This window comes from Vibrio genomosp. F10 str. ZF-129, assembly GCF_000287055.2.
Lineage (GTDB): Bacteria > Pseudomonadota > Gammaproteobacteria > Enterobacterales > Vibrionaceae > Vibrio.
This window is the reverse complement of sequence record NZ_AJYQ02000127.1, coordinates 33,970-59,912: the sequence shown is the minus strand read 5'-3', so window position 1 is coordinate 59,912 and position 25,943 is coordinate 33,970. Positions and strand designations below refer to the sequence as shown.

24 protein-coding genes are annotated in these 25,943 nt (G+C 43.3%); 14 read left to right on the top strand and 10 right to left on the bottom strand.

The annotated features are described in order from the left end of the window. The first annotated feature begins 19 nt into the window (after positions 1-19). Positions 20-1,651 carry an ATP-dependent endonuclease gene (locus A1QO_RS16950; protein ID WP_017038164.1) on the top strand — a complete coding sequence of 544 codons (1,632 nt, stop codon included), beginning with the start codon at positions 20-22 and terminating at the stop codon, positions 1,649-1,651. A 103-nt stretch (positions 1,652-1,754) separates the two neighbouring features. Here the strand turns inward: A1QO_RS16950 and A1QO_RS16945 are convergent, their stop codons facing one another. After that, complete coding sequence (locus A1QO_RS16945; protein WP_017041404.1) at positions 1,755-2,234, bottom strand: DUF1097 domain-containing protein; 480 nt, start codon at positions 2,232-2,234, stop codon at positions 1,755-1,757. Between the two features lie 352 nt (positions 2,235-2,586). On the opposite strand from A1QO_RS16945, the gene focA reads away from it, so the two are divergent. Next, positions 2,587-4,044 (top strand): formate transporter FocA, encoded by a 1,458-nt coding sequence (gene focA, locus A1QO_RS16940; RefSeq protein WP_017033662.1) that lies wholly within the window; start codon positions 2,587-2,589, stop codon positions 4,042-4,044. A 143-nt stretch (positions 4,045-4,187) separates the two neighbouring features. Here focA and A1QO_RS16935 read toward each other — a convergent pair whose 3' ends face one another. From A1QO_RS16935 to A1QO_RS16925, 3 genes are all read right to left on the bottom strand, one after another. Then, a complete protein-coding gene (locus tag A1QO_RS16935) occupies positions 4,188-4,757 on the bottom strand; it encodes a YceI family protein (protein ID WP_017041402.1) in 570 nt (189 codons plus the stop codon). Continuing rightward, positions 4,754-5,293, bottom strand: a complete 540-nt coding sequence (locus A1QO_RS16930) for a cytochrome b (protein ID WP_017041401.1) — start codon at positions 5,291-5,293, stop codon at positions 4,754-4,756. The genes A1QO_RS16935 and A1QO_RS16930 overlap by 4 nt, the downstream gene beginning before the upstream one ends. Positions 5,294-5,475: 182 nt before the next feature. Then, positions 5,476-5,724 carry a DUF2164 domain-containing protein gene (locus tag A1QO_RS16925; protein ID WP_017033665.1) on the bottom strand — a complete coding sequence of 83 codons (249 nt, stop codon included), beginning with the start codon at positions 5,722-5,724 and terminating at the stop codon, positions 5,476-5,478. A gap of 174 nt (positions 5,725-5,898) precedes the next feature. Here A1QO_RS16925 and A1QO_RS16920 point away from each other — a divergent pair, with 174 nt between their 5' ends. The 3 genes from A1QO_RS16920 (at position 5,899) to A1QO_RS16910 (ending at position 8,350) form a co-directional block, all read left to right on the top strand. Then, a complete protein-coding gene (locus A1QO_RS16920; protein WP_017041400.1) occupies positions 5,899-6,534 on the top strand; it encodes a hypothetical protein in 636 nt (211 codons plus the stop codon). Between the two features lie 84 nt (positions 6,535-6,618). Further along, complete coding sequence (locus tag A1QO_RS16915; protein WP_026027069.1) at positions 6,619-7,407, top strand: lipase family protein; 789 nt, start codon at positions 6,619-6,621, stop codon at positions 7,405-7,407. A 151-nt stretch (positions 7,408-7,558) separates the two neighbouring features. Beyond that, complete coding sequence (locus tag A1QO_RS16910) at positions 7,559-8,350, top strand: EAL domain-containing protein (protein ID WP_017041398.1); 792 nt, start codon at positions 7,559-7,561, stop codon at positions 8,348-8,350. 98 nt (positions 8,351-8,448) lie between these two features. Here the strand turns inward: A1QO_RS16910 and A1QO_RS16905 are convergent, their stop codons facing one another. Both A1QO_RS16905 and narQ read right to left on the bottom strand, forming a co-directional pair. Then, positions 8,449-9,099 (bottom strand): response regulator, encoded by a 651-nt coding sequence (locus tag A1QO_RS16905; RefSeq protein WP_026026863.1) that lies wholly within the window; start codon positions 9,097-9,099, stop codon positions 8,449-8,451. Between the two features lie 11 nt (positions 9,100-9,110). After that, positions 9,111-10,811: a nitrate/nitrite two-component system sensor histidine kinase NarQ gene (narQ, locus tag A1QO_RS16900; RefSeq protein ID WP_017039634.1), complete on the bottom strand. Its 1,701-nt coding sequence runs from the start codon at positions 10,809-10,811 to the stop codon at positions 9,111-9,113. 242 nt (positions 10,812-11,053) lie between these two features. Here narQ and napF point away from each other — a divergent pair, with 242 nt between their 5' ends. From napF to A1QO_RS16870, 6 genes are all read left to right on the top strand, one after another. Then, a complete protein-coding gene (gene napF / locus A1QO_RS16895) occupies positions 11,054-11,548 on the top strand; it encodes a ferredoxin-type protein NapF (RefSeq protein WP_017039635.1) in 495 nt (164 codons plus the stop codon). A 2-nt stretch (positions 11,549-11,550) separates the two neighbouring features. Then, positions 11,551-11,868, top strand: a complete 318-nt coding sequence (locus A1QO_RS16890) for a chaperone NapD (RefSeq protein ID WP_017039636.1) — start codon at positions 11,551-11,553, stop codon at positions 11,866-11,868. Further along, positions 11,865-14,351 (top strand): periplasmic nitrate reductase subunit alpha, encoded by a 2,487-nt coding sequence (gene napA / locus A1QO_RS16885; protein WP_017039637.1) that lies wholly within the window; start codon positions 11,865-11,867, stop codon positions 14,349-14,351. Before A1QO_RS16890 ends, napA begins: the two co-directional genes overlap by 4 nt. 148 nt (positions 14,352-14,499) lie before the next feature. After that, entirely contained in the window at positions 14,500-14,955 is a 456-nt protein-coding gene (locus tag A1QO_RS16880; protein WP_017033674.1) for a nitrate reductase cytochrome c-type subunit, read from the top strand. 30 nt (positions 14,956-14,985) lie between these two features. Beyond that, the gene (locus A1QO_RS16875) at positions 14,986-15,564 is read left to right on the top strand and encodes a NapC/NirT family cytochrome c (RefSeq protein WP_017039638.1); all 579 of its coding nucleotides are present in this window, start codon (positions 14,986-14,988) and stop codon (positions 15,562-15,564) included. A gap of 10 nt (positions 15,565-15,574) precedes the next feature. Continuing rightward, complete coding sequence (locus A1QO_RS16870) at positions 15,575-15,709, top strand: TIGR02808 family protein (protein ID WP_017033676.1); 135 nt, start codon at positions 15,575-15,577, stop codon at positions 15,707-15,709. 205 nt (positions 15,710-15,914) lie between these two features. On the opposite strand, the gene galE is transcribed toward A1QO_RS16870, so the two are convergent. Continuing rightward, a complete protein-coding gene (gene galE / locus A1QO_RS16865) occupies positions 15,915-16,931 on the bottom strand; it encodes a UDP-glucose 4-epimerase GalE (RefSeq protein WP_017038173.1) in 1,017 nt (338 codons plus the stop codon). 73 nt (positions 16,932-17,004) lie between these two features. After that, on the bottom strand, positions 17,005-18,972 hold the full coding sequence (locus A1QO_RS16860) for a diguanylate cyclase domain-containing protein (protein ID WP_017039639.1): 1,968 nt from the start codon (positions 18,970-18,972) through the stop codon (positions 17,005-17,007). A gap of 282 nt (positions 18,973-19,254) precedes the next feature. Between A1QO_RS16860 and A1QO_RS16855 the strand changes: the two genes are divergently transcribed. The 3 genes from A1QO_RS16855 to A1QO_RS16845 are packed head-to-tail and all read left to right on the top strand — an operon-like array spanning position 19,255 to position 21,678. Further along, positions 19,255-20,004, top strand: coding sequence for a 5-oxoprolinase subunit PxpA (locus A1QO_RS16855; protein ID WP_017033679.1), 750 nt, complete (start codon positions 19,255-19,257; stop codon positions 20,002-20,004). Between the two features lie 34 nt (positions 20,005-20,038). Then, positions 20,039-20,743 (top strand): 5-oxoprolinase subunit B family protein, encoded by a 705-nt coding sequence (locus tag A1QO_RS16850; RefSeq protein WP_026026864.1) that lies wholly within the window; start codon positions 20,039-20,041, stop codon positions 20,741-20,743. Continuing rightward, on the top strand, positions 20,740-21,678 hold the full coding sequence (locus A1QO_RS16845) for a biotin-dependent carboxyltransferase family protein (RefSeq protein ID WP_017039641.1): 939 nt from the start codon (positions 20,740-20,742) through the stop codon (positions 21,676-21,678). The genes A1QO_RS16850 and A1QO_RS16845 overlap by 4 nt, the downstream gene beginning before the upstream one ends. Here the strand turns inward: A1QO_RS16845 and A1QO_RS16840 are convergent. Together A1QO_RS16840 and A1QO_RS16835 are read right to left on the bottom strand one after the other, a co-directional pair. Then, the gene (locus tag A1QO_RS16840; RefSeq protein WP_017039642.1) at positions 21,634-23,136 is read right to left on the bottom strand and encodes an FAD-dependent oxidoreductase; all 1,503 of its coding nucleotides are present in this window, start codon (positions 23,134-23,136) and stop codon (positions 21,634-21,636) included. The two genes, A1QO_RS16845 and A1QO_RS16840, sit on opposite strands and share 45 nt — an antisense overlap. A 295-nt stretch (positions 23,137-23,431) precedes the next feature. After that, positions 23,432-25,885, bottom strand: coding sequence for an ABC transporter permease (locus A1QO_RS16835; RefSeq protein ID WP_017039643.1), 2,454 nt, complete (start codon positions 25,883-25,885; stop codon positions 23,432-23,434). Positions 25,886-25,943: the final 58 nt, after the last annotated feature.

The following is a 25,943-nucleotide window of genomic DNA, read 5'->3' as shown; positions in this document are numbered from 1 at the left end:
ACTGCATTGGAGCCTGCCTATGCAAATAGAACGAATAGAGATTTCTGGTTTTAGAGGAATAAAACGCTTATCACTGCCACTGGGCGAACTCACCACACTTATTGGGGAAAACACATGGGGCAAGTCTTCGTTATTGGATGCCCTATCCGTTGCACTACCCGCTAATGGGCAACCATACCGATTTGAGATGCAAGATTTTCATGTCGATTATTCCATCGCCCATCCACAAACCCAACATTTGCAAATTATCATTGCATTAAAATCCACCGACAAACATGAGATCAGAGCGGGTCGGTATCGAAAAATAAAACCCATTTGGGTCTATGATGAAGACAGCAACGCGCATATCTATTACCGAATCAGTGCCACACTTAAGCAGTATGAGGTAACGACTCAATTTGCGTTTTTAGACTGCCAAGGTAATCCGCTGCATCTGCACCACTCTGAAAAATTAGCTCAAGAACTGATGTCATTGCATCCCGTAATTCGACTTAAAGATTCTAGACGATTTGATCGCCCGTTTGATCAAACCAACGGGGTTAACACACGGATTGAAAAACGCATCGATAATACTTGCCGCCGTTTACTCGCCACCCCTGGTCACGTAAACAAGGGAGAAATGCGCAGCAGTCTGAATTCGATGAATATGCTCGTAGACCACTATTTTTCCTTTAAGAGTACCAGTCGAAAGAGTCCGAGAAAACAACGAGATGGGTTGTTTTTTAACACTCGTGCCAATGAGAAAAGCCTCTCACAAGTGGTCGAAGAAACGAAGAGCAAGCAAACACGCTTATTGATGATGGGGCTACTCAATGCCTACCTTCAAGCGAAAGGGCCAAATGACCTTCGCCGCTGTGCGCGTCCTCTGCTTATTTTAGAAGACCCAGAAGGAAGACTGCACCCTACTCATCTCGCCAGAGCTTGGAGTTTGCTTCAACTTCTCCCTATGCAAAAAATACTCACCACCAACAGCGGTGAGTTGCTTTCTCAAGTCCCTCTTTACACGATTAGACGCTTGGTTCGTCAATCAGACAAAACTATTGCCACCTCACTGCCTGAAAAAGGGTTCACTAAAGATGAGCTTCGCCGTATTGGCTTCCATATACGATTTCACCGCTCCGGTGCTCTATTTGCCCGTTGCTGGTTACTCGTTGAAGGGGAAACTGAGGTATGGCTTTTTAACGAACTGGCCAATCAATGTGGCTATAACCTTGCGGCTGAAGGTGTGCAGATTATTGAGTTTGCGCAGTCGGGTCTTAAGTCACTGATCAAGGTTGCCAAGGCATTTGGCATTGACTGGCACGTAGTGACTGATGGCGATCCTGCGGGGAAAAAATATTCGGCAACCGCCCGCGGACAGTTGGGTAGAGACCAAGAACGTCATCGGTTAACAGAATTGCCAGATCGAGATATTGAGCATTATTTGTACGCAAATGGATTTGAGCATTTCTTCAGAGACATGATTAGAATCCCCTATGACCATCCGATCCCAGCGAAAAAAGTGGTGGCACGCGTTCTAAAAAAACACGCGAAGCCCGATTTAGCACTAGCCATTGTTTCGTACTGTGAAGAACAAGGGGTTGATTTTATTCCTGTTCTTATAAGGTGGACTCTAAAAAGGGTTATTACGATGGCAAATGGTAATACCTAGGTGGGGAGAGGAACGCATTAGAAAAATGAGCGCCCACCTCGGAAATCAATGCCATCGTATCTTCAAGCCAATTAGCAATTAGACTCTAATCAGACTGATCAGATTAAGCGAGCGGCTTTGTCATCAAATCACTTTGATCTATCTTTTGGTGTAACCATAAACCGCTGGTTTTCATTAGATAACCAAAGATACCGCCCAAAACTAATGACGGGACCACGAGTTTCCAGTTTCCATCCGCAGCAAACGTCGCGCATGAACCAATAAAGGTTCCTGGAATATAGGAAAGCCAGCTCTGTTTCGCTTGAATACACATCAAGAACGCAACGATTGCAGTAATCACATACCCGAGAATCTCTAGACTCAGCATTGACGACGCATGGATGATAACGAGAGCCCAAAACACACCCGTTAAGTTAGTAATCAAGCTTTGGCCTAGCCCTTTAATACCGTCTTTAGGAGAGGCAAAGTAACTTGTACAGCCAAGAAAACCAGCCCAGGACAGCAAACCTAACGAAATGGCAATCCAGCCCCAAAGACCAGAAAGTATGCCTGTTGTTAATGAAATGGCAACCAATACACTCATTACTTATCTCCATCCTCGATAGTTGCATCAAGGAACAATCGTTAATCAAGAGGAGATACTAAAGCAAAGCAACGAGCCACAGTAAGATATTCATCACATTAATGTAACTTTTATTACTAATGATTTCATAAAAATGTGAATGAAATCGATTTAATGAGTCTGAGTCGATGATTTTAAGACGAGTTGTTGGTGGATTCATCTTGTCTGCTCTTTAAATATCATCATTTAATTTGATTGACAGCAAATATATCATCAATTTTTCTGTTACAGTTGGTTGCATAAAATAGGTTGTGCAGAAGAATTTGTTTCATTTGGGCAAAGCAAACACTGCAATTTGAGCAAGGGTGTCATTGTGACTTTAGAAAAAAACGACAACCATCAACTTTACTCACCCAGTGAAATGATGGCTGAAGCTGAAAAGTTTGCTTTAAGTAAAGCAAAAAAAACGGACGGTATGATCCTCGGGCTTTCCATGATGGCTGGTGCGTTTATTGGTCTTGCCTTTGTTTTCTACATCACCGTCACAACAGGAAGCGCTGCCGCAGGTTGGGGATTAAGCCGTTTTGCTGGCGGAGTTGCATTCAGTATGGGACTGATTCTTATCGTCCTTTGCGGTGGCGAACTGTTCACAAGCTCGGTACTGTCATCGATTTCGTGGGCGAATAAGCAAATCACTTTTACAAAGATGCTATCGATTTGGGGTAAAGTGTATATCGGCAACCTATTGGGTGCCATGCTGGTGCTGCTTCTCGTTACGGCAGCAGGCTTATATCAGCTCGATGGAGGCCAATGGGGGTTGAACGCCCTGAGTATCGCGCAACATAAACTACACCACACTCCTGTTCAAGCCTTTGCATTAGGGGTTCTTTGTAACCTATTAGTCTGTATGGCGATTTGGTTAACATTTTGCTCAGCCAATGCAATGACAAAATCCATATTGATCGTACTTCCGGTGTCGATGTTCGTCTCCAGTGGTTTTGAACACAGTGTCGCCAATATGTTTATGGTGCCACTGGGTATTGTTTTACAAAATTTCGCTCCTGACAGCTTTTGGTTACAGATTGGCGCCACTTCAAGTCAGTACACTGACCTCAATATCTATCAGTTCATTACGGCTAACTTGATCCCAGTTACACTGGGTAACATTGTTGGCGGCGCTGTTCTTGTTGGCCTGGCTAACTGGACAATTTACAGACGTCCACAACTTAAAGCCGCCAATTTGTCGACCATCACCACCGCGGCGACCTTAGATCCAGTTAAAAAAATCTCGTTTAACAACCAACTATCGGTCAAAGAAATTATGATGCCTTTGCCGATGACTCTAAGTGCCAACATGCAAACATCAGTTGCGATAGATTTGCTGTTGGAGAACAATCTCGATGGTGCCCCTGTTTGCGATATTGAGGGCCGTCTGGTCGGATTTTTTTCCGCACACGATGTCATGGTTGACTTATGGTGCAAGGATTATGTCGCCGCCAGCAATCAAAAAGTCGTCGATTTGATGTCACGGGATGTGATTGCTATACAGGCACATGAACGTTTGATTGATGTTGCCGAGTTCCTATGCATCGATAAAGATAAACTCTACCCCACGAGCAGTGCCGGTATCGGTACAGCAACCCATTTTAGTACCTTATCGCTAGAGCAACGAGCAAAGTCGATGAAAGTTGCTAGACCGCAGATTATTCCTGTACTAGAAGGTGAACAATTCATTGGAGTCATTAGTCGCCATGAAATCTTAAGAGCACTTCGTCCAGTGTATGGAGAGAGTTTTATTTTGATTAAAAACGATGAGCGCGGGAATGCGTAGAATTTTTGTTATTCAGTGCGTATGACATCGTGTCCTGTTCCACTGTGTAAAAAATAAAAACCCGTGAGGTTAAACTCAACGGGTTTTTTAATAGCTGTATCTTTTCAGTCACTGTGTATTTCTATAGATTCAGGCTTTTAGCCTTACTTCTTAATACCTTCAACATGCAATTCCATGTCAACATAGCTAGAATCGCCCATCACTTTAATGGCAAAGTCTGCTAACTCTAATCTTGTTGTGCCAACAAAACCAACACGTTCACCACCCCAAGGGTCTGTTCCTTCACCGATCAATTCTGCGTTGATGATGATTGGTTTCGTTTGCCCGTGAAGCGATAAATCGCCCATAATATCAAACTGTCCATCACCGTTATCGACAACTTTGTTACTCACAAACGTTGCTGTCGAATATTTCGATGCATTAATGAAATCATCACTGCGTAGGTGTTTATCACGCTCTGCATGATTAGAGTCCAGACTACGCGTGTCAACATTCACCGTCACACTTGAATTCGATAGATCTTTTCCATCGTAAGAGAACACACCATCAAATTGGTTGAAACGACCTTTGATGAAGCTGTAGCCAAGGTGACTGACTTTAAAGTTAACCGAAGCATGTGCGCCTTTAGTATCAATCACGTAATCTGCTGCATGAGCACCGACTGATGAAAGCAATGCCATAGCGAGGCCTGTAGCCATTAGTGTTTTTTTCATTTTTTTATCCCTATCATCTTGTTGAGCGTATTATCTTTATCGATAAAGTGATGTTTCAATGCAGCTAACGCATGGCAGCCACTCATGACAATGAGCGTCCATGCCGCATAACTGTGTATTTGACCCGCCAGATCGGCTTGCCCGTCAAAAAATGCACCCATCCCAGGCACAGTAAACCAACCAAATACGTCTATTCCTCGGCCATCTTCAGTAGAAATCAGATACCCCGAAGTAAAAATAACCAACAACAAACCGTACATTGCTCGATGAGCGAACTTAGCAGCAAGCTTCTCGAGCTTTGCCCCTTCAATCTCTGGCGATGTCGATAGTATCTTCCATATAAGACGTAAAGCGGTAAGCAGTACTAACAAAATTCCTGTCGATTTGTGCCAATGCGGTGCCAACCGATACCATTCGCTGTAATAGCTTAGATCAACCATCCAAATTCCAGCGGCAAACATGCCAATTACCGTAAATGCTGACACCCAGTGAAAAAATCGGGCTGGTAGGTTGTATCCGTTTACATTACTACTCATTAATTGTTCCAGTCGTTTCGATAGTGAGAATGAGAATCTAATTTAATAACAATACGTACAATATTAGTTTGTTAATAGATTATTTACGAAATTTTACATACATAAAACCACACGTTACTGATTAACTTGTTCAAATATTTTGACCAAGATGCGTTGCCTAGCGTAATACTTATCATCAATGTCTAAAAATCGGACATTTTTTCCGACTCAAAGATATCATCGGCAATATCCATGACCTTTCGTTCAATTATGGCTTGAGCATCCTGTAGACCTTTGTTGTAAAAGGCTGGGCCAAAGCGCTTACAGATATGATCAAACAGAAATTCAGCGTCAAATTGACCGAGTTCCAAATCACACTCGTTTTCTAAGTATCGTCGGAGATCTTCACTCATGGCGCTCTTTTGTTGATTGCTAAACTCTATTTCTGACATACATTGTCCTCTCACCTTTAAACAGACGCGATAACGGTAAAAACAGCACTTAAATACATAATAAAAAGCGCGGGGGATCATGAAGTTAAACAATTCTACACAGAACTAAATCATAGCTATGGTAACCTTTAGATACAATTAATTCTGGCCACCAATGTCTTGGGAGAACTTCAGGTGCTTTTAGATGTACTCATTCAGAGTGTTAATGAATTTCAAGCTGACTGCCTGAAATTATGTGAAAAACACTATCCAACAATCCACAATCAAGGGATGAGCCAACACCACCTTGGGTTAGCATTTTCACGTAGGCTGGCACGAACACTCAATGAATTTGGGCACCATTGTGACTACGGTTCGCTCGAATCGACTAAGAGTACTGACGCACCACACCACTATAGAGTGAGCTCAGATGTAGGGACAGTTTGGATTCTTACTCATCATATGGTCAGTGCGGGCAAGACATGCCGCCAAAGGCTCATGAAAGACATCGGTGAATGGCAGCAAGAATACGGATTCGCAATTCAACCCAACGATCTTTTGTTGTTGCTATCTGATCATTGGATCAGTCGTAGTAAACAAAGTCGAGAGTTGCTTCACTGGTGGACAGGTCAGCTTCCGGATGAAATCGACCAGTATAATGCTCAAGGAATCACGCTCTATGAAAGTGATTCCCAGCTAACATACCTTCTTGAGAGTCAATATAAGTTGAGCCCCTACTATATTAAGTTTTCTCACCCTCTCAAACATTCTAAAAACCAACAAATGGTCAGAAAGTACATTCAACTTTACGCAGTCATTCAATGGAACTGATCAAACCATCACGTTAGCCTGCGTCATTATTCTTTCATTTACTCCGACTACACTGAACGTTACATTCCTCTAATCAAACATCCAGTGAAAACACTGAAACGATATCAATATGAAAGATACGCTGTTCTTTGTAACCTTTCCTATCGAAGAGTACTCAAACAGAGTAACTACGGATTTTCACCCAAAGGCCAGCGGATCATCAATAATCGATTGGGCCAAACCTTTATACGAGTGCTTTGGCACCAAGACAATGAAGAAGTCATTATCGTCATTAAAGGCTCTCACAACTTGTGGGATTGGCTACTCACAAGTTCAATATGGTTTAAATCCTGTCACTGCTTTGGCTTGCCGTATTCTATTCACGCAGGGTTTCATTACCTTTTGTCTCAAGAAAGCCGCCCAAAATACAACCACGACTCCTTGGGACTCTCTGTTTTTGACCGACTATTTCTGATCATTAAACCGTTAATCCAACAAGGAAAGCGGATATCAATAACCGGGCATTCTTCGGGGGGCGCGATTGGTTGTGTCATTGGAGACGCAATCGAAAAGAGGTTTCCTAAGTCCATTAAGCGTATTGTTACTTTTGGCCAGCCAGCGATTGGAGGTCATGATTTTTCGCATAATTATGCACTTCAACACAAAACTTATCGAGTCTGTTGCGATCTCGATATTGTGACCTTTCTGCCTCCAGTACCTTACTTTTATCAACACGTTGGTAAACAACTTTGGTTATATAATGGCAAGATATATGAGAACACGCCGACCCTATTACGCTTGGGACGGTCTATTACTTCCTGGGTACTGAGGCCTTTTACTTATCACCTAATGAGTAAATACATTCGTAATAAAGATTATTTTGACGAACGTTGAAAAATTTGAGTTCTGTCTGAATTTTTATATATTAAACGATAGAATTTGAGTCACGCTCTCATTTGTTCACTAAACCAGTGTATCTATCGCGTTCAATAATTATTATGCGATTACTCAATGAGTACATTTTCAGTAACTTTATAAAGGCTCTATGATCTTAACGACGAAAGCACAGTTTCTTCCTTTAATCTCCACGAATGAGAATGGTGAGTATGTGGCTCAATATTCTTGCTGGAGCTTAACCAGTGTTTTCCAACCGATCTTCGGTCGTAACAATCGCTTGGTCGGTGTCGAAGCTTTGATTCGCATCAATGACGACAAAGGGCAAGCGGTTCGGCCCGATCTGTTTTTCGGCTCAGATACTATTTCGACTAAAGATAAGATTAATGTCGATAAATTGAGTCGAGTCATTCATATACGCAATTTTTCCATTTCTAAATATAAAGACTCATCGTTATTTTTAAATATTCTACCTAATGTCAGTGAGTACTTTGCTCTTGCCGACATTGAACATTGTCTCTTATCCAAACGGTTGAAAGAGCTGGGCATTGATCGCTCTCAGATAGTGATGGAAATTATTGAGATTAATGCAAACAATGAGCTTTTATTCGTTGAAGCGATCAAAAAGCTCTCTTCTGCAGGATACCGTATTGCGATTGATGACTTTGGTGCATGTGCTTCCACTTCAGAAAGGGTGACTGATGTACATCCTGATATCGTTAAAATCGATAGAGAGTTATTGTTAGCGTATATGGATGGTGACGCCAAGCGCCTTGATGAAGGGATTGCTCTAGCGCGCTCTATTGGCGCTGAGGTTATCATTGAAGGCATTGAAACCTACGAGCAGTTAGAAGCGATGACAAAACTTGATTTGGATATGTTTCAAGGCTTTTACCTAGCAACCCCCAAGCCGATTCGTACCAGCGTAAAGCATGTCATTTAATATACGCTTTTAGACCAAACAATTTCTATTGCTCGGCCTACTTTTTTCGATATCCATTCAAACTGCATTACTAACAAGATACACCGTATTACATCTTATCAATTACCCTGCCTATATCCTGAAATATCACCCGATCGTTCAAGATACAACACAGTCGCCGCGGTTCTAGAGGGTACTTTTAATTTTTTCAGTAAACTTTTCATGTGCACTTTAACTGTGGACTCTGAAATGAATAAACGATCCGCAATTTGTTTGTTTCTAAAACCTTTTGCTACTTCTTGCAGGATTTGTTTCTCTCTCGCGGTAAGTTGAGAGAAGATGTCTTCTTCGGAATTGCGGCTAGAAAGATACCTTAGCACTTCATCACTGTAGGCTTTCTGGCCTGTCGAAGCTTGCTTTAACAAAGCGATCAACTCGTCAGGCTCTGTGTCTTTTAATAGATACCCATCGGCCCCTGCATTGATTATTGCTTCAATGTCAGAGCCATTATCCGAAACGGTTAAAATCACGATGACCGCTGTCGAACCGTCGGCTCTCAACGCTTTCAACGTATCTAATCCAGACATCCCTTTCATATTTAAATCAAGTAAAATAAGATCGGGGTCAATTTCATGAGCTTTAGCGATAGCATCAGCGCCATTACTTGCTTCTGCGATGACATCGAACTCATCGTCAAAGCTCAGTAATTGACTGATTCCCCTACGCATTAACGGGTGATCATCCACCAGCATGACTTTACAATTTGTCAAAATTTATACCCTTAAGATCGTTGATAGGTAAGAACAACGGCACACCCTTTCGGGCGAATAGATCTGACTTCTAAATGACCATTAAGGCGAGAAGCCCGCTCATGCATAATGGCCATTCCATAATGATTTAATTTTTCGATATCTTTGTCGTAGCCAATCCCATCATCAGTAATAGATACCGTCACTGTGTTGTCTTGTTCTATACACTCCACGTCAATTTTGGTCGCGTGCGCATGCTTAATAGAATTTAGCGTCGCTTCACGTATCAATTGGATCAGATGCACTTGCTTATTAGCTTCTAGCTCAATCGTTGATAATTGGTTATCAAGATGAATCTTTGCGTCTGTTTGCTCACCAAGTTGAACCAACATTTCTTGTAAAGCAAGACCGAAGCTGCCTTCGTTGAGCGTCAACCGAAATGTCGTTAAAAGCTCTCTAAGCTGAGTATACGCCTCAGAAACCCCTGAGTGTAACTCACTGATCACTGCGTTTATTTTGTCAGTATGTGGGTTAGGATCTTGCTTAGCGAGTACTTTCTTCAATAGTGTGACCTGAATTTTGAGGTAAGACAGGGATTGAGCTAAAGAATCATGGAGTTCTCGAGCAATTGTCGCTCGCTCTTCCATAATAAGCAGCTGCTCAGATTGCTGCTGAGCCTGATTATAATAAATGGCTCGAGACAAGATATGAACGAAATTATCAATTAAAGCTTGATCGGGACAAGGTAACTCACTTTGCCAATAAAAAGTGCCTAAATGAACACCATCTAACTGCAATGATTTTTGTTTACTGTCAGAACAGCTGATGTGTCCTACTTCCAACACATCATTTCTTTCACCGGGTTGGCGGATTTCTAATCTAACGCCCTTTATGCCCTCAACATTTGAGATTTGAAACAGTATCGCCTCAAAATTGTCATGGGTAATTCTTGAAGCGGTCAATTCTTGCGAAGATTTATACAATACTTCGAGCGACAAGTTGGCATGCTGCAATTTATGCGTTTTCTCGTTAACCGCCTTTTCTAACCCCTTATAAAGACTATCTAGATCAATCGCCATCTGGTTAAACGCGCGATTCAAAATACCCATTTCATTTGTTCTAGAACCATCAAGTAACACGTTAAAAGTGCGATTTTTTATCTGTTCACTTGCGCTGACTAATGAATGCAGTGGTCGAACAATTTCCTTGCGTACATATCGAACCACAAACACACTCACGAGAAAGATCGAGCTTAAGCCAAGCCCACCAACCCAAGCCAAAATAATCAGTTTACGCTCTGAGAATGTTTGTAATTTAAAGACAAAGTCATCAATTTGCGACACAAACTGTTCAAGCGCAATTGCATATTCTTTTTGATCATCACTGTTAAGAATGGTTTTTAGCTGGTGCCAACGGGAAATTAACCGATAGTAATCTTGGGTGATGTCGTCGGGCACATAAAATTTCTGCAACTGCTTCATCGACGAAGAATAAATAGAGCGCTCAAACTGATCGATGTGCGCTGAAAATTCATCAGAATCCGTTTCTATATCGTAACCTAATCGATAACTTTGCATTCTCATCGAACCCGCTACGTTGATCGCTTCAGCATCATTGATACTCGACGCTAAAGTAACAATCGCTAAATTGGTTGTCACTAACGATAAAAGAACAATCAACAACATGGACTTTGCGATTGTTTTTGTGACTGAATGCTTAACCCTTTTCGGCAAACCGGCTTCCTTTTGTCGTTAAAATGCTCAACCCTACTCTACCTGATTTGCTCACTGGTATAAATATGTGACCTAACGCCATGGGTTATATTGATCTAAAACATAAAAGCCCTCCAATTAACCCCTTATAGGTATTTATTCAACAGCCTCAAAAACTACAATTTATGTATAGATAAATACTGTTTGTTAACAGCAATAATGAACTACCTTTTCATAGGTGTTTGTAAATTTTAAGGCGTCAAGTGGTTAACCTTTCAAGAAGACGATTATTTTCCAGAGCATCAAGTGATGATGATTCACTTCGACTCCCCTGGTTAACCAGTGTCGATAGTTTTGTTCAAGACTGTACACGCTGCGGCAAATGCGTTGAGGCATGTGAAAACAAGATCATTGAAAAAGGCGATGGTGGCTTCCCTACTGTCAATTTTTCTATCGATGAATGTACGTTTTGCTATCAATGTGCTGAAACCTGTCCTGAGCCCCTATTTGAACGTCAAGAGAGCACACCGTGGTTGGCCGAAATAACCATTAATAACCAATGTTTAGCGTACAACAACGTTGAATGCAGAAGTTGCAGTGATGTGTGTGACGCTATGGTCATAAAATTCAAACCAGAATTAGGAAAAGTAGCACAGCCCCAATTAAACCTTGATGAGTGTACCGGGTGTGGTGCCTGTGTGTCAGTTTGCCCAACCTCGGCCATCAAAGTAAGCAATGTCAAAAATAATGAGAGATAACTATGACATTAATTAAGGCACTAAATGAAGTGCACATTTCAAGTTTAGTGGTTCACGTTGCCCCTGTGCATATAGAAACCATTAAAACTCAGATCGCAGAGTTCGAGAACGCTGAAATTTATGGAGACAGCGCGGAAGGAAAAATTATCGTGGTTTTAGAAACTGAAAACCAAGGATTTGTAACAGATACCATCGACGCAATTAACAACTTACCAAACGTTCTGGGCACAGCATTGGTATATCACCAAATAGAACAAGACCTAGACGATATGGATATGGACACCGGAACTAACCATTCCCACACTGAGGGTGAAGTATGAAAATGACAAGACGCGCGTTTGTGAAGGCAAACGCAGCAGCATCAGCCGCTGCCGTAGCGGGCGTAACATTGCCAGCGACCGCAACGAACCTGATTGCTAGCTCCGATCAAACTAAAATCACATGGGATAAAGCACCTTGTCGTTTTTGTGGTACTGGCTGCTCAGTCCTTGTTGGGACTCAAAACGGAAAAGTTGTCGCCACGCAAGGTGACCCAGAATCTCCAGTAAACAAAGGGTTGAACTGCATTAAAGGGTACTTCCTTTCCAAAATCATGTACGGAAAAGACCGTTTAGAGCAACCATTGCTCCGTATGAAAGACGGAAAGTACGATAAAAATGGTGATTTTACGCCTGTTTCATGGGATCAAGCGTTTGATACTATGGCAGAGAAATGGAAACAAGCACTGAAGGACAAAGGCCCAACTAGTGTCGGCATGTTTGGTTCTGGCCAATGGACGGTAATGGAAGGCTATGCCGCTGCTAAAATGATGAAAGCGGGCCTGCGTTCTAACAACATTGACCCGAATGCACGTCACTGCATGGCATCAGCCGTCGTCGGTTTTATGCGTACGTTTGGTATTGATGAGCCAATGGGTTGTTATGACGATTTTGAACATGCGGACTCGTTTGTTCTTTGGGGCTCTAACATGGCAGAAATGCACCCCGTACTTTGGACACGTATTACAGACCGCCGTTTAAGCCACCCTCACGTTAAAGTCAATGTCTTGTCTACCTACTATCACCGCTCTTTTGAACTGGCTGATCAAGGTTACATTTTCGAGCCACAGAGCGATTTGGCGATTGCCAACTTCATCGCCAACTACATCATCGAAAACGACGCGGTTAACTGGGATTTCGTCAACAAACATACCAACTTTAAACAAGCCAAAACCGATATCGGCTATGGGCTACGTGACGATGATCCAATTCAAATGAAGGCTGAAAACCCTAACTCTGGCGAGATGCTACCGCTTGATTTTGAAGGCTATAAAGCGTCGGTTGCTCCCTATACGGCTGAAAAAGCATCCGAGATTTCAGGTGTATCGGTAGAGAGCCTCATTACATTAGCGAAACAGTACGCAGATCCAAACACCAAGGTAATGTCACTCTGGACAATGGGCATGAACCAACATACTCGCGGCGTATGGATGAACAGCTTGGTTTATAACATCCACCTTCTCACCGGTAAAATCGCCACACCGGGTAACAGTCCTTTCTCATTAACAGGTCAACCATCCGCTTGTGGTACAGCTCGTGAGGTCGGTACATTTGCTCACCGTTTACCAGCAGATATGGTTGTTGCGAATCCGAAACACCGTAAAATTGCAGAAGGCATTTGGAATATCCCGGATGGTGTTATCCCACCCAAGCCTGGTTTCCATGCTGTTCTTCAAGATCGCATGTTAAATGATGGAAAACTGAACGCGTATTGGGTGATGTGTAATAACAACCTACAAGCAGGGCCTAATATTAATGGCGAACGTCTTCCTGGTTACCGTAATCCTGAAAACTTTATCGTCTGCTCAGACCCATACCCAACCGCCACCGCACAAGCGGCAGACTTGATTCTTCCTACCGCTATGTGGATTGAAAAAGAGGGTGCTTATGGAAATGCCGAAAGACGCACTCAAGCCTGGTACCAACAGGTGGACACGGTAGGCGAAGCTAAGTCTGATTTGTGGCAAATCATGGAGTTTTCAAAACGCTTCAAGATGGAAGAAGTCTGGACAGAAGAGATGCTCGCCGCTGCACCTCAGTACCGCGGTAAAACCATGTACGACATGCTATTTGCTAATGGGCAAGTTGATAAATTCCCAATTGAAGAAGCGCGTGAGTTAAACGATGATGCGCACCACTTTGGCTACTACGTTCAAAAAGGCTTATTTGAAGAATACGCACAATTTGGTCGCGATCACGGTCACGACTTGGCCCCATACGATGCCTATCATGAATCACGCGGTCTTCGCTGGCCTGTTGTTAACGGTAAAGAGACACTTTGGCGCTACAAAGAAGGCTCAGATCCTTATGCGAAAAAAGGCTCTGGCTGGGATTTCTACGGTAAGCCCGATGGAAAAGCGCTGATCATCTCCGCACCGTTTGAACCTGCACCTGAGCACCCTGATTCCGAGTTTGATCTTTGGTTGTGTACAGGGCGTGTTCTTGAACACTGGCACACCGGTACCATGACTCGCCGAGTTCCTGAACTTTATAAAGCAGTGCCTGATGCTCTGTGTTACATCCACCCTGATGACGCAAAAGAGCGAGGATTGCGCAGAGGTGATGAAGTGCTCCTGGAAAACAAACGCGGCGAAGTACGCGTGCGTGTTGAAACTCGCGGTCGAAACCGTCCTCCAAAAGGTTTGGTCTTCGTGCCTTTCTTTGACGCACGAATTCTCATTAACAAACTGATCTTAGATGCGACAGATCCACTGTCAAAACAGACTGACTTTAAAAAATGCCCAGTCAAGATCACCAAAATTTAGTCGTTGGTAATCGGTTTCTTAATTGGTAGTGGGTATCCGAGTTATTCACGGACCCATAACTCGAGAATTTAGAATGAATGGCAGTTGTTTACTTTTAATCATCAATAACTGCCTATCAAAGAATTAGCCATTAGGCGGAGAAATTAACATGAAAAAACTGATTATAGCTCTACTGTCAGTTGGTGTGGTATTAACTGGTATCGCTCAAGCAGAAACGGATAACCCGGGTGGGATTGGCGGCGTTGAATCACTGCGTGGTGCAAGTGAATTAGAAGCAACACGACCGGCAGATGATTTTAAAAAATATCCAAAAGAGCAGGTTTTAGATAGCGAATACGTGTATCAACCCCCTCTTGTACCTCACTCGATCAGAGGTTACGAAGTGTCTCTTAATGCTAACAAATGTTTAGCATGCCACAGCTGGAAAAACGCAAAAGAGATGGGCGCAACAAAAATCAGTGTGACTCACTATGTCAATCGTGAAGATGCCGTATTAGCCGACGTATCACCTCGTCGCTATTTCTGTCTTCAGTGCCACGTTCCTCAAGCTGCAGCTAAACCGTTGGTTGAAAATGAATTTAAACCTGTTGATTCGTTGCGTTAATCGTAGCCGAAGTAATAGAGAGGCTATTATATGAAATTACTTAAAGCGTTTTGGAAACGCCTATTGAGCCCTAGTAAAGCCGCCGTTGGGGTTGTTTTATTCATGGGTTTTGCAGGTGGTTTACTTTTCTGGGGGGCGTTTAACACGGGGATGGAAGCCACCAACTCTGAGGAATTCTGCTCAGGTTGCCACGCACCTATTGTTAAAGAGATTCAAGAAACGATTCACTACTCAAACCGTTCTGGTGTGCGCGCAATCTGTTCTGACTGTCACGTGCCCCATGAGTGGACCGATAAAATCGTTCGTAAAGTTCAAGCATCGAAAGAGCTTTTTGCTCACTATGTCCTCGACACTATCGGGACACAAGAAAAGTTTGAAGCAAGACGGGGTCACCTGGCTGAACGAGAATGGGCCAGACTAAAAGGCAACGATTCTTTGGAATGTCGTAATTGTCACGAATTTGAGTTTATGGATTTTTCAGAACAAACTTCTCGCAGTGCTAAACAGCACTCCACCGCACTCGCCTCTGGCGATAAAACGTGTGTTGATTGCCACAAGGGTATCGCACACAAACTGCCAGACATGCATGGTGTCGAAGGCTGGCAATAAGGAGCAGAATATGAGTACATTTGAATCTGTGATTTGGCACATTCTAGGCTATAGTGCGATGCCAGTAATCATACTAGGTGGTTTCGTTGGTGTTGCCGCTGTGAGTCTTTGGCTACTGTCGTTGGGTAAAGATAAAGAAGTATAGCCTCGGTTCGACAGACAACAAAAAGCCACCAGACGGTGGCTTTTTGCTTGATAGCCTAGATCTCTCGGCGACTTTACTTTTAGCCACTTTACTTCCGAGTCACTTTTTATTGCTAACCCACTTTACTGCTGAGTCACTTTCTTACTTGGAAAACTTGTCACCTGGAAAGCTAGTCACCTGGAAAACTAGTGTTACCTGGGAAACTTTAGCTATTTGGGTAACCGTTTGGGTTTGAAGACTGCCAACGCCATGTATCTTGAGTCATTTCCTCTAGTGAACGTTTCGCACTCCAACCTAGATCGTTAATGGCTTTACTTGGATCTGCCCAACACTCAGCGATGTCACCCGCACGTCGTTCAACCACTTTATACGGCACAGGTTTGCCTGATGCTGCTTCAAAAGCAGAAACCATCTCAAGTACACTGTAACCATTACCAGTACCAAGGTTATAAATATGCAGCCCTTGCTTTTCGCCCACTTTATTCAACGCAGCAACATGGCCGTCGGATAAATCCATAACGTGAATATAATCTCGCACCCCAGTACCATCGCTAGTTGGGTAATCATTACCAAACACCGACAAATACTCTCGACGACCTACCGCAACCTGAGAAACAAAAGGCATCAGGTTATTCGGAATACCTTGTGGGTCTTCCCCCAAAAGCCCGGTTGGATGAGAGCCCACAGGGTTAAAATAACGCAGTAAAGTGATACTCCAATCTTCGTTCGCTTTTTGAAAATCGGCCAAACACTCTTCAACCATCAATTTACTTCGACCATAAGGGTTCGTCGCACTGGTTGGGAAATCTTCGGTAATAGGCACTGAAGCCGGATCACCGTAAACCGTTGCAGAGGAGCTGAAGACTAAGCTTTTTACATTCGCTTGGCGCATAGCATCGACTAAGACCAGGGTGCCATTCACATTATTGTCGTAATACTCTAATGGCTTCTCGACAGATTCTCCAACGGCTTTTAATCCCGCGAAATGAATCACGCTCTCGATGTTGTGTTCGTTTAAAACCTGAATGAGCAGATCTTTATCACGCACATCGCCTTCCACAAACTTAGGTCGAGTACCCGATACTTTTTCAATACGCTCTAATACGCTGCTCTTACTGTTGTAAAGATTATCAAAAATAATCGGTGTCATGCCTGATTCAATCATTTGAATACACGTATGGCTGCCTATGTAGCCCATACCACCAGTTACTAAAACGTTCATGTCACCTACCCTTATGATTTTTCTTGATTATATACAAAGATAACTACGCCTAACAGGAAAAGGACCCTAGCATCTAATCTGTATTACCGATGAGAATATATTTTCCTTTCCCTGAGGATTTCGCTTGATACATCGCCCTATCCGCCACCTTTAAAATAGTATCGAGGCTTTGTGTCGAATCGTTGATGTGGCAAGCGCCCACACTGGCACCAATTGTCATCACCTGCCCATTGTAAACAATATCTTCAGACAGAAGATGAATCAGTCGTTGCGAAAACTGTCCGATGCGTGACTCAAGGCAAGGGTTGATCACCACCACAAACTCATCGCCGGATAAGCGAGCGACAAGATCTTGAGAACGAACTTGAGACAGCAATCTCTGTGACACTTGCCTTAGCACTTCGTCCCCCGCATCGTGTCCGTATGTGTCGTTGACCTGCTTGAAGCCATCAAGATCAAGATAAAGTAACGCAAAGCCTTGTTGGTTATTTCTTACATTGGTAATAACTTCGTCCAGGACACGGTACAGATGGGCTCGGTTAGCAAGGCCAGTTAAAGAGTCATGGTGAGCTAAGTATTCTAACCGCTCAAGTTCTTTAATATTGGATAAATCAGACAGCATGAACACCCAATCATAAATTGAATCTTTATCACTGCTGACTATCCGGTTGACTTTGACAAACATGGGGACCAGATTGCCGTTGCGATGCTTCTCTGATATTTCTCCTTGCCATTGCCCAAAATTGACGACCGATTCAGTAATGATCGGCATTAATGAGGCGGCTTGGTGCCAATCCATCACGTCTTCTGGACGACGCTCGACTAACTGATCTTGGGTATAGCCCAACAGTTGTGTGACCGCCGGATTGACCATCGTGATATAACCATCTTGATTGATCACCATCAATCCATCTTGACTATTCTCGACCACACCCGCCGCTAAACGTTGACGACTCAGAACTGACTGGATTTTTGTGACGTCTTGAATTGCGAATAGAAATTGCCCTTCTTTAGACAGTTTACGACAAGTAATTTCTAACCTTTGTTCATGGTTAAATATGTCTTTCCTAATCAGCAATACATCATCAAACTCGTTACCACTTAAGATCTTTTTGTACAACTGGCTCTGCTTATCTACGTTGATCACATCAAGAAGGTTAGCCCCTGTGAGATAAGCTGGGGTGCATTTGAACACATCATTACAAGCTGCATTGAAATGGAGAATATTTCCTTTGTCATCAACAACGATTAGACCATGCTGCACTGTTTCAACAACTTCATTCACAAAGGATTTTTCCTGCTCCAACTTATCCAGTGTATCAACGACCTGTCGCTCTCTCATACTGATTCTGTCGAGCATGGTGTTAAACGCACTCACCAGATCGCCAATTTCATCGTTAGACGAAACTTCAATCCGCTCATTTTTACCGTCATGATTAATATAGGTGCTTATGGCTTGGTTTAGAGCAAATACAGGGGTTAATATGAATTTTTCAATTAAGCGATAAAGACCAAAACCAGCAACAACCAGCAGCAATAGAGAGAAGTATCCATTCAATAACACGCGATTGTACAACTGCTTGAACGTTGCCTTACTGATCGTCACTCTTAATCGAGCAATGGTTTCTCCGTTTAACTTGACTGGTGTTAACACATAAATGAAATCCCCGGATGACGAGAAGCCAGATGATAGAATTTCTTTTTGCTGTTCAACGTTAGGAGTGGGAGTCGATGCTCCTTGCTGTTGATACATACCCAATAAATCGTCGTTGATACTGTACAACTTAACTTTCAGTACATTCTCATCGGCAGAAAATACAGACAAGGTTTCGCCAACCACAGCGGGATCATCGAGTAAAAGAGTGGTTTGAAGATTAAGTGCGATACTGCTAGCGACGACATCAATACGCTCTAAAAGCGCATTCTTTTGCATTGTATAGGTCGCAATAAAGCCATAGCCTTGGGCGACTATATAAGTGATGAAGACAAACAATATAATCGGAATCGTCAGCTTATTTCGCAGTGAAAGATACCGCACCATATCGTCCTCCTTTCATCAATGACATATAAATAGTTTACTTGACCCATATACCAGGCGACTTATATCTCTTTCTTATGCAAACTTGTTCTGCACTCTTCCTATGTATCTCAATACAAAGTGTGACCCGATCTCCGCAACAGGAAGACCTATACCTGCAAAGGCAACAAACAAAAAATAACCTGATTGGTACTTATATCACCGTATTTTATGCCGTTTTACTTATTATTAGTAATGACTAATAGGTAACATACATGACTCAAGATTAAACAACTAGGGCAACAAATGACACAAGCAACGATTACTCTAAATTGTGACATGGGCGAAAGTTTCGGCGAATGGAAGATGGGCGCCGATGAACAAGTGATGCCTCACATTAATATGGCAAACATCGCTTGTGGCTTTCATGCCTCAGATCCCAGTATTATGAGCCAGACTATCGAATTTGCGATACAACATCAGGTGTCTATTGGTGCCCACCCTAGCTATCCTGATCTACAAGGATTTGGGCGTCGCTCTATCCCATTCGAGCCACAGCAACTGACCGATTTACTGATCTATCAAATTGGTGCTTTAAAAGCCTTATGCGAGAGTAAGAACACGACCTTGGATTATGTTAAACCACACGGGGCTCTTTATAACGACATGCAAGCGAACATAACGATCTTTGAGGCCGTTGTTGATGCTGTTTCATGCTTTCATATTCCTCTCATGACGTTAGCCTCGCCACATAATCAACCTAAACTTGATATCGCAGATCGCTACGATGTGCCTCTGTTATTCGAAGCATTTATTGATAGAGCGTATCTCGCCAATGGACTGCTCGCCCCGAGAAGTCTAAGTGGTGCGGTTTTATCACACAAAGAAGACATATTGAACCAACTTAAACAGATCTTGAATTACCAGAAAGTGACCACTCTTGATGGTTTTGTTATCCCTATTGACGCTGACACCCTATGTGTTCATGGCGATAATTCAGATTCGATAGAGCTTATTAAAGAAATAGCTCAATTAATTCACTCTCATTCAAAGTGAAACGTGATGACTCAAACCATACAGGGAGTATAATTTGACGTATTCTTTTACCATTAACCCCGTTGCAGAATGCTCCATCTTAGTCACGTTTGATGCGGATCCTTCATCCCATTTGTCTCTTTTTATCGGAGCCATTACTCACTCGTTAGCGAAGTCCTATTCCGATTGGATAATGAATATTACTCCATCATACAACACGATACTCATCGATTACCTCCCTCACCGCATTGGGCTTACTGAATTTTTAGCCAAGATTAATTACCATATCAGTCAAGAGAATCAACCTACCCATTTTAGTCATAACACGGTGATTCTTCCTGCCTATTACGACCTATCTGTTGGGGCAGACCTGACTGAATATTTAAGCGATGGCCTCTCTTTAGAGAAGATCATTGAGCTGCATACCGAGGTTGAATACACGGTCTCTGCGATTGGTTTTGCACCCGGCTTCGCATTTTTATCTGACGTTCATCCGCTATTACGAAAGCCCAGAAAAGCCTCCCCTAGACTGAGTGTCCCTAAAGGCAGTATTGCCATTGCTAATAAGCAAACTGCGGTTTACCCCAACGCTTCTCCTGGTGGATGGAACATCATAGGCAATTGCCCCATCAGCCTCTATGAGCCATCTAAAGAGCCGATGACACCTTTCTTGATAGGTCAAACCGTTAAATTTAGACCCATTTCCAAACAAGAGTTTATATCGCTAGGTGGCGTGATCCCCGAAAAGGACATTCAATGAAACAGCACAGCAATGCTTTGAAAGTGGTTAAACCCGGTCCGCTTACTCTTATTCAAGATTTCGGGCGCTTTGGGGGCAGTCATCTCGGGCTGACTCAGGGTGGGCCTGTGGATGATTATGCCTATAGTTGGGCTAACCATTTATTAGGTAATACGGTGAACAGCCCTACATTAGAAATAACGCTCGGTCAGGCGGAATTTGAAATTCTTACTGATTGTACACTCGCCATCACTGGCGCAAACCAGCAAGTCACGCTTGATGGTGAAACCATTACAAATTGGTCAACGTTTAATGCCAACAAAGGGCAACGACTAAAATTCGGGCTCACGAAGAATGGCTTACGAACGTATCTAGCCATTGTCAGTGGTTTTAAGGCTGTAGATCATTTTGGCAGCTGCGCGACTGTCGTGCGAGACGGCGTTGGTGGTCTGAATCAAGATGGTCAGCCCATTAACACCGGTGATGTTTTTCAATGCTCACCACACACTCAACATAAAAAGCCCATCCAACTGACTTTTCGATATACCCCAAACTATGATTTGCCGCTGAAATTACGAGTGATAGAAAGCTATCAAAGTGCCCTGTTCCCTACCGAATCATTGCAAAAATTTTATCAGCAACGTTTTACCGTGAGCCAGCATAGTGATCGGATGGGGTATCGACTTTCAGGTGAAGAGATTACGCCACCAAAAACAGAACTGCTGAGCGAAGGCATTGCTTTAGGCTCGATTCAAGTCCCACCAGATGGGCAACCGATAGTTTTGCTCAATGACCGTCAAACGATTGGAGGTTACCCAAAAATTGGGTGCGTTGCACGAATAGACTTACCAAGACTTGCCCAAGCTAAACCTGGGCAAGATATTCAATTTGTTAAAGGCGATTTGTTAGGGTTACAAGACGCATGGTGCCAATGGGCTCGGTTCTTTGGTTACTAGCTCTGATGTTATGGTACCGATAGCGCCAGCGAGTAATGCCAACTCTTTAGGGTAAGAACGCTCAATAGCCAGCTCTAATGCTTTAGTTTCAACGTCTTGATAACTCAAAGAGAGCGCCGTCGGATGTGTATTCTCAATAGAGCTTTCTTTCGCCAAACAAAGCGACCAATGAGCCACCAATTTTTTGGCAGCATCTAGCGCCGACGACCCTTTGACCACTTCTACACGCGCGTAGTTTTGTTCTTCAAACGTCACGTCTGTTGAGCGTAAAGTCGCATCGCTTCCAGGGATTTGTTGCGCACCATAAAGTGGTTTCGATAACTTGGTAGCAGAGCCAAACGTTGGAATAAATTGTTCCATATGGCCGATAGCACGTAAGGTTCTTTCCATCATCGCTTCATCAGACCACCCGTTAGATAGCTTTCCTTTCAATCTTTCAGGCAAATTAGGCTGAGCAGATTCTGAGGTGGAGGAGACCAAGCCATCTTTGAATAGAGTGATATTTTCTGTCATGCCGTGCAGCTGAAAAACACCATTGGCATAAGGCGTAAGTTGAGCCATTCCCTTTGCTGTGCCGCGGGGACCATGAAAAATAACCTCTGGCCACTGTTGATTGCAAGCTTCCCAATGAGTCATATAGGCCGCTTTGAACTCGACCATGCGATTTCGCTTATAACTGGCTTGATCGTCGACGGTACCTGTTTGGTAGCCACACGCATTGACCAGGTGCTCAGCATACATTTGGTGCTCTTGACCGTTAGAATCTTGATAAGTCAGAAGCCACATACCATCAATGAACTGTGTTCGAATTAACGTTGTGTTGGTTTTAACATCACACTTATCCATCTGTTCCAAAATCAAGCTAGCACTCGCCGCCAGCCTAAACACACTCCAACCGTATTCTTGTACTGAGATGACGGGGTATTTCAGTCGATCTAATTCGGCATTTTGTGCAAACGGTATCATCCAGTCATCAAGGCTTAGAGGGTGTTTGGGCTGCTTACTAAGGGCCAACGTTTGAAGCTCGGCCTTACTGTAGGATTTGAAATATTGTTCAGGGTTGCCAAGAACCTGATTACGGCCATCTTTATCTACAAGCGTTTGGTAGCAACTTTTCACCAACTTTAACCGCTCAATAATATCATGAGGGTTCCCATCATCGCTAATAGGAGTCGCGATGACAGTAGGCCTACGATTGATGGTATGAGGAAAAAGTCTCACGGTATTAATCGACTGCTCCAAGAGCTCTAAGCACTGCTTAGAGGAAATCTCTCTATAAAGGTTACCACCGGCATGGAGATGACAAATAGGAGGGCCATTGACAAGACTCTCGCTTTTCTCAAGCAATGCTAAAGAAACGCCAAGTTCAGCCAAATGAATAGCAACAGTTGACCCCGCTACGCCGCCTCCAATGATCGCGACTTGAACGTAATTAGAGCGTTCAACCTCATTTTTCATAGTAAACACCAACTATTTAATTCACGCCGTATTTTAGTGGCTTTTAACCACTATTCAACCGCTATTTAACAGACACCAGTAAACAAACAGACTCATAATAAAAATGAATTATTTGCAAAAAAACACTTGACGCAATAAATGGCTAGCCCTTTTTTTTCGATTATGTGAATAACAATAATCCTTCACATTCCGTCCTAAAAGGGCTGTAACCAAACCACAGTTATCTACAGGCTAAGTTATCCAAAACTTTATCCACCGTTTTTGTGGATAACTGCCAAATACAGAGAATGAATGGTTAATTAATCTCTTTGCTCATAGGGGTTAACAGAGTTTTAACCAAACTTCTGACAACCACAAAAAGTGTGCAAAAAGCGACCAGCGGCAAGGCTATCCAAAGCATAAAATGCCAAGTTGCCGATAGATCAAAGCCAAACTTTAATATACTCGCCACCAACAACTCTGCACCTAAACTCGCTACAATACCCGCAACCAATGCCATGAGGCCATATTCTGCCCAGATGGTACGTTTTATAAACTTCTGAGTCGCACCTAAAGTTCGGTACAAACGAAGCTCTTGCTGTCTTTGAGAAAGACTCAGTTGCAGTAGCGTGAATATAAGCAATAAGCCCGCCAAACCACCCAACCCAGCAAGTAAAGTAATCGCCCATACAAACTGTCTGAGTAACTGCTCAATCTTACTGCCCACTTCCCTAATATCCATGAAGCTGACCGTTGGGTATTCTCGAGACAGGCGTTGCATCAGCGAGTCATGCTCTGGGTCAATTCTAAAACTGATCAAGTAGCTCGCCATGTGATCGGCCATAAGATCAGAGGTAAAAATGAAATAGAAATTAGGCTTCATTTCCCGCCATTCTACTTTTCTGATTGAATTGACTTTGGCTTCGATGGTCTGTGCACTGATCGTGAACGTTAACGTGTCACCGATGTTAATGCCTAAGTCCTGTGCGACTTCAGATTCCACAGAAACACCACCGACCTCGCTCCACTCCCCTTCGAGCACTGGGTTGTATTCTGGAATGGTATCTCCCCAGGTGAAATTCAGCTCTCTTCGAAGTGCATCACTCTTTTCTTCTGCTCCCTCAATTTCTTTGGCATCAACACCGTTAATATGGGTCAACCTGCCACGAATGATCGGAAACGCCTGTGAACGCTCAACCTTATTCTGGTCCAGTTGCTCCAAATAGCTTTCCCGGTCTTGCTCAGATATATTCAATGAAAAGGCATTCGCCGCGTTCGCTGGTAGTGTCTTTTGCCAATCTTGCAGCAGATCCGTTCTCACTAACCACAGTGTCGCCATTAGCATCAACGACAGACCGAGAGCGCTGTATTGAAGCCCAGTCATGACAGGTGTTCTGTGTATCCGGTTCAAAGCAAGTTTAAACGTTGCGCCCAAGGGCAATTTCGTCATCAGCTTGGTGATAGCGAGGCTGATAATAGCAAGGGTGACAATAATCCCAACCAGCCCGCCGAACAGCATCCATACCAAGGCATTACTCGCGTAATAACTAAGTAAAGGTAAAACTGGAATCGCGATTAACCAATAATAGCGACGTTTGAAAATGTGTTTACTCGCCGGTTGCATTGCTTGCGAAGCACTAATGTTAAACAAATTCAGCAGTGGAATGCCTAATGCAGGTACAGCGATAAGCACACACGTCGCGACCGATAACAGATAAGGCGATAAACCGTAGAAAGGAAGTTGCTCTGGCAAGATATCTACCAAAGGCAATCTCAGCAGGTATTCTAGGAGCATCCCAGCACTGAAACCGAGTGCAATGGAAACCAGTAGCAAAATACCGATTTGAAGGAGTATCCATCGAGTAAGCCAACGCTTGGTGGCCCCCAGGCTTTTCAGCATAGCAATGGTGGTTCTTCTCGACGCCACATAACTTTGACAGGTTAAGACTAACGTTGCTGCCGCCATTAAAATCACAATAGCGACGCTGAGCGAGAGATATTGCGTTGTGTTAATGAAGATATCGTTAGTTCGACTGGCTGTATTAGTGTCTTTCCAGCGTTCGCTCGCCGTCAGCGTTACCTGGTTTTTTAACTGCTCAAGTTCGGGTTCATTGCCGTTAATGTAGAGCTGATAACGTACCCTGCTACCGATTTGAATCGCACCGGTTTGAGCGATATCAGAATAGTGGATAAGCACTGTTGGCATTTGCTGAAAGGGATTAAACGACAGCCCAGGCTCTTCTTCTATCGTCCCGCTCACGATAAAATCAGCGTCACCGATAGCCAGTGAGTCTCCTATAACAACATCAAGCTGGGTAAGAAGTCGCTTATCAAGCCAAAGTTCGTTTTTCTTGACTTGCTGCGACTCCTGAACATCTGAAGCGAGCCTCATTGTTCCGCGAAGCGGGTAATTCGACTCTAATGCCTTTACCGTAACAAGCTGCATTTGGGTAGCGCTAAACGCCATGGTAGCAAAACGGGTAACACGGCTTACCTCAATTGGCGCTTTTAATATCGCATCCTCTAATGATTGTGGAAGAGGATTAGAAGATTGAAACACTAAATCAGACGTGAGCGCATCTTTACCCTGTTTAACGACAACCTGTTCAATACGTTCTGCAAGCGCAGACAGGGCAAAGACACACGCAATGATCAAAGAGAGTGAAAGAGCGATGGGCCAAAGCTGTCCATGACGTATTTCTTTGAGGCTCCAGTTAACAAGCCAAGTGGCTTTAGAAATGCCACGATCGTCTGTAGACATTTTAATCATACTGAATGACCTTGTGAATCGATGTCGTTTCCGTTAGGCACGCTCTGTTTTGTGGAAG

What these genes read in the sequence shown, in the direction of transcription:
- A1QO_RS16950 (WP_017038164.1), top strand. Translation starts at nt 20, where the DNA reads ATGCAAATAGAACGAATAGAGATTTCTGGTTTTAGAGGAATAAAACGC.
- A1QO_RS16945 (WP_017041404.1), bottom strand. Translation starts at nt 2,234, where the DNA reads ATGAGTGTATTGGTTGCCATTTCATTAACAACAGGCATACTTTCTGGT.
- A1QO_RS16935 (WP_017041402.1), bottom strand. Translation starts at nt 4,757, where the DNA reads ATGAAAAAAACACTAATGGCTACAGGCCTCGCTATGGCATTGCTTTCA.
- A1QO_RS16930 (WP_017041401.1), bottom strand. Translation starts at nt 5,293, where the DNA reads ATGAGTAGTAATGTAAACGGATACAACCTACCAGCCCGATTTTTTCAC.
- A1QO_RS16925 (WP_017033665.1), bottom strand. Translation starts at nt 5,724, where the DNA reads ATGTCAGAAATAGAGTTTAGCAATCAACAAAAGAGCGCCATGAGTGAA.
- A1QO_RS16910 (WP_017041398.1), top strand. Translation starts at nt 7,559, where the DNA reads ATGATCTTAACGACGAAAGCACAGTTTCTTCCTTTAATCTCCACGAAT.
- A1QO_RS16890 (WP_017039636.1), top strand. Translation starts at nt 11,551, where the DNA reads ATGACATTAATTAAGGCACTAAATGAAGTGCACATTTCAAGTTTAGTG.
- napA (WP_017039637.1), top strand. Translation starts at nt 11,865, where the DNA reads ATGAAAATGACAAGACGCGCGTTTGTGAAGGCAAACGCAGCAGCATCA.
- A1QO_RS16880 (WP_017033674.1), top strand. Translation starts at nt 14,500, where the DNA reads ATGAAAAAACTGATTATAGCTCTACTGTCAGTTGGTGTGGTATTAACT.
- A1QO_RS16875 (WP_017039638.1), top strand. Translation starts at nt 14,986, where the DNA reads ATGAAATTACTTAAAGCGTTTTGGAAACGCCTATTGAGCCCTAGTAAA.
- A1QO_RS16870 (WP_017033676.1), top strand. Translation starts at nt 15,575, where the DNA reads ATGAGTACATTTGAATCTGTGATTTGGCACATTCTAGGCTATAGTGCG.
- galE (WP_017038173.1), bottom strand. Translation starts at nt 16,931, where the DNA reads ATGAACGTTTTAGTAACTGGTGGTATGGGCTACATAGGCAGCCATACG.
- A1QO_RS16860 (WP_017039639.1), bottom strand. Translation starts at nt 18,972, where the DNA reads ATGGTGCGGTATCTTTCACTGCGAAATAAGCTGACGATTCCGATTATA.
- A1QO_RS16855 (WP_017033679.1), top strand. Translation starts at nt 19,255, where the DNA reads ATGACACAAGCAACGATTACTCTAAATTGTGACATGGGCGAAAGTTTC.
- A1QO_RS16845 (WP_017039641.1), top strand. Translation starts at nt 20,740, where the DNA reads ATGAAACAGCACAGCAATGCTTTGAAAGTGGTTAAACCCGGTCCGCTT.
- A1QO_RS16840 (WP_017039642.1), bottom strand. Translation starts at nt 23,136, where the DNA reads ATGAAAAATGAGGTTGAACGCTCTAATTACGTTCAAGTCGCGATCATT.
- A1QO_RS16835 (WP_017039643.1), bottom strand. Translation starts at nt 25,885, where the DNA reads ATGATTAAAATGTCTACAGACGATCGTGGCATTTCTAAAGCCACTTGG.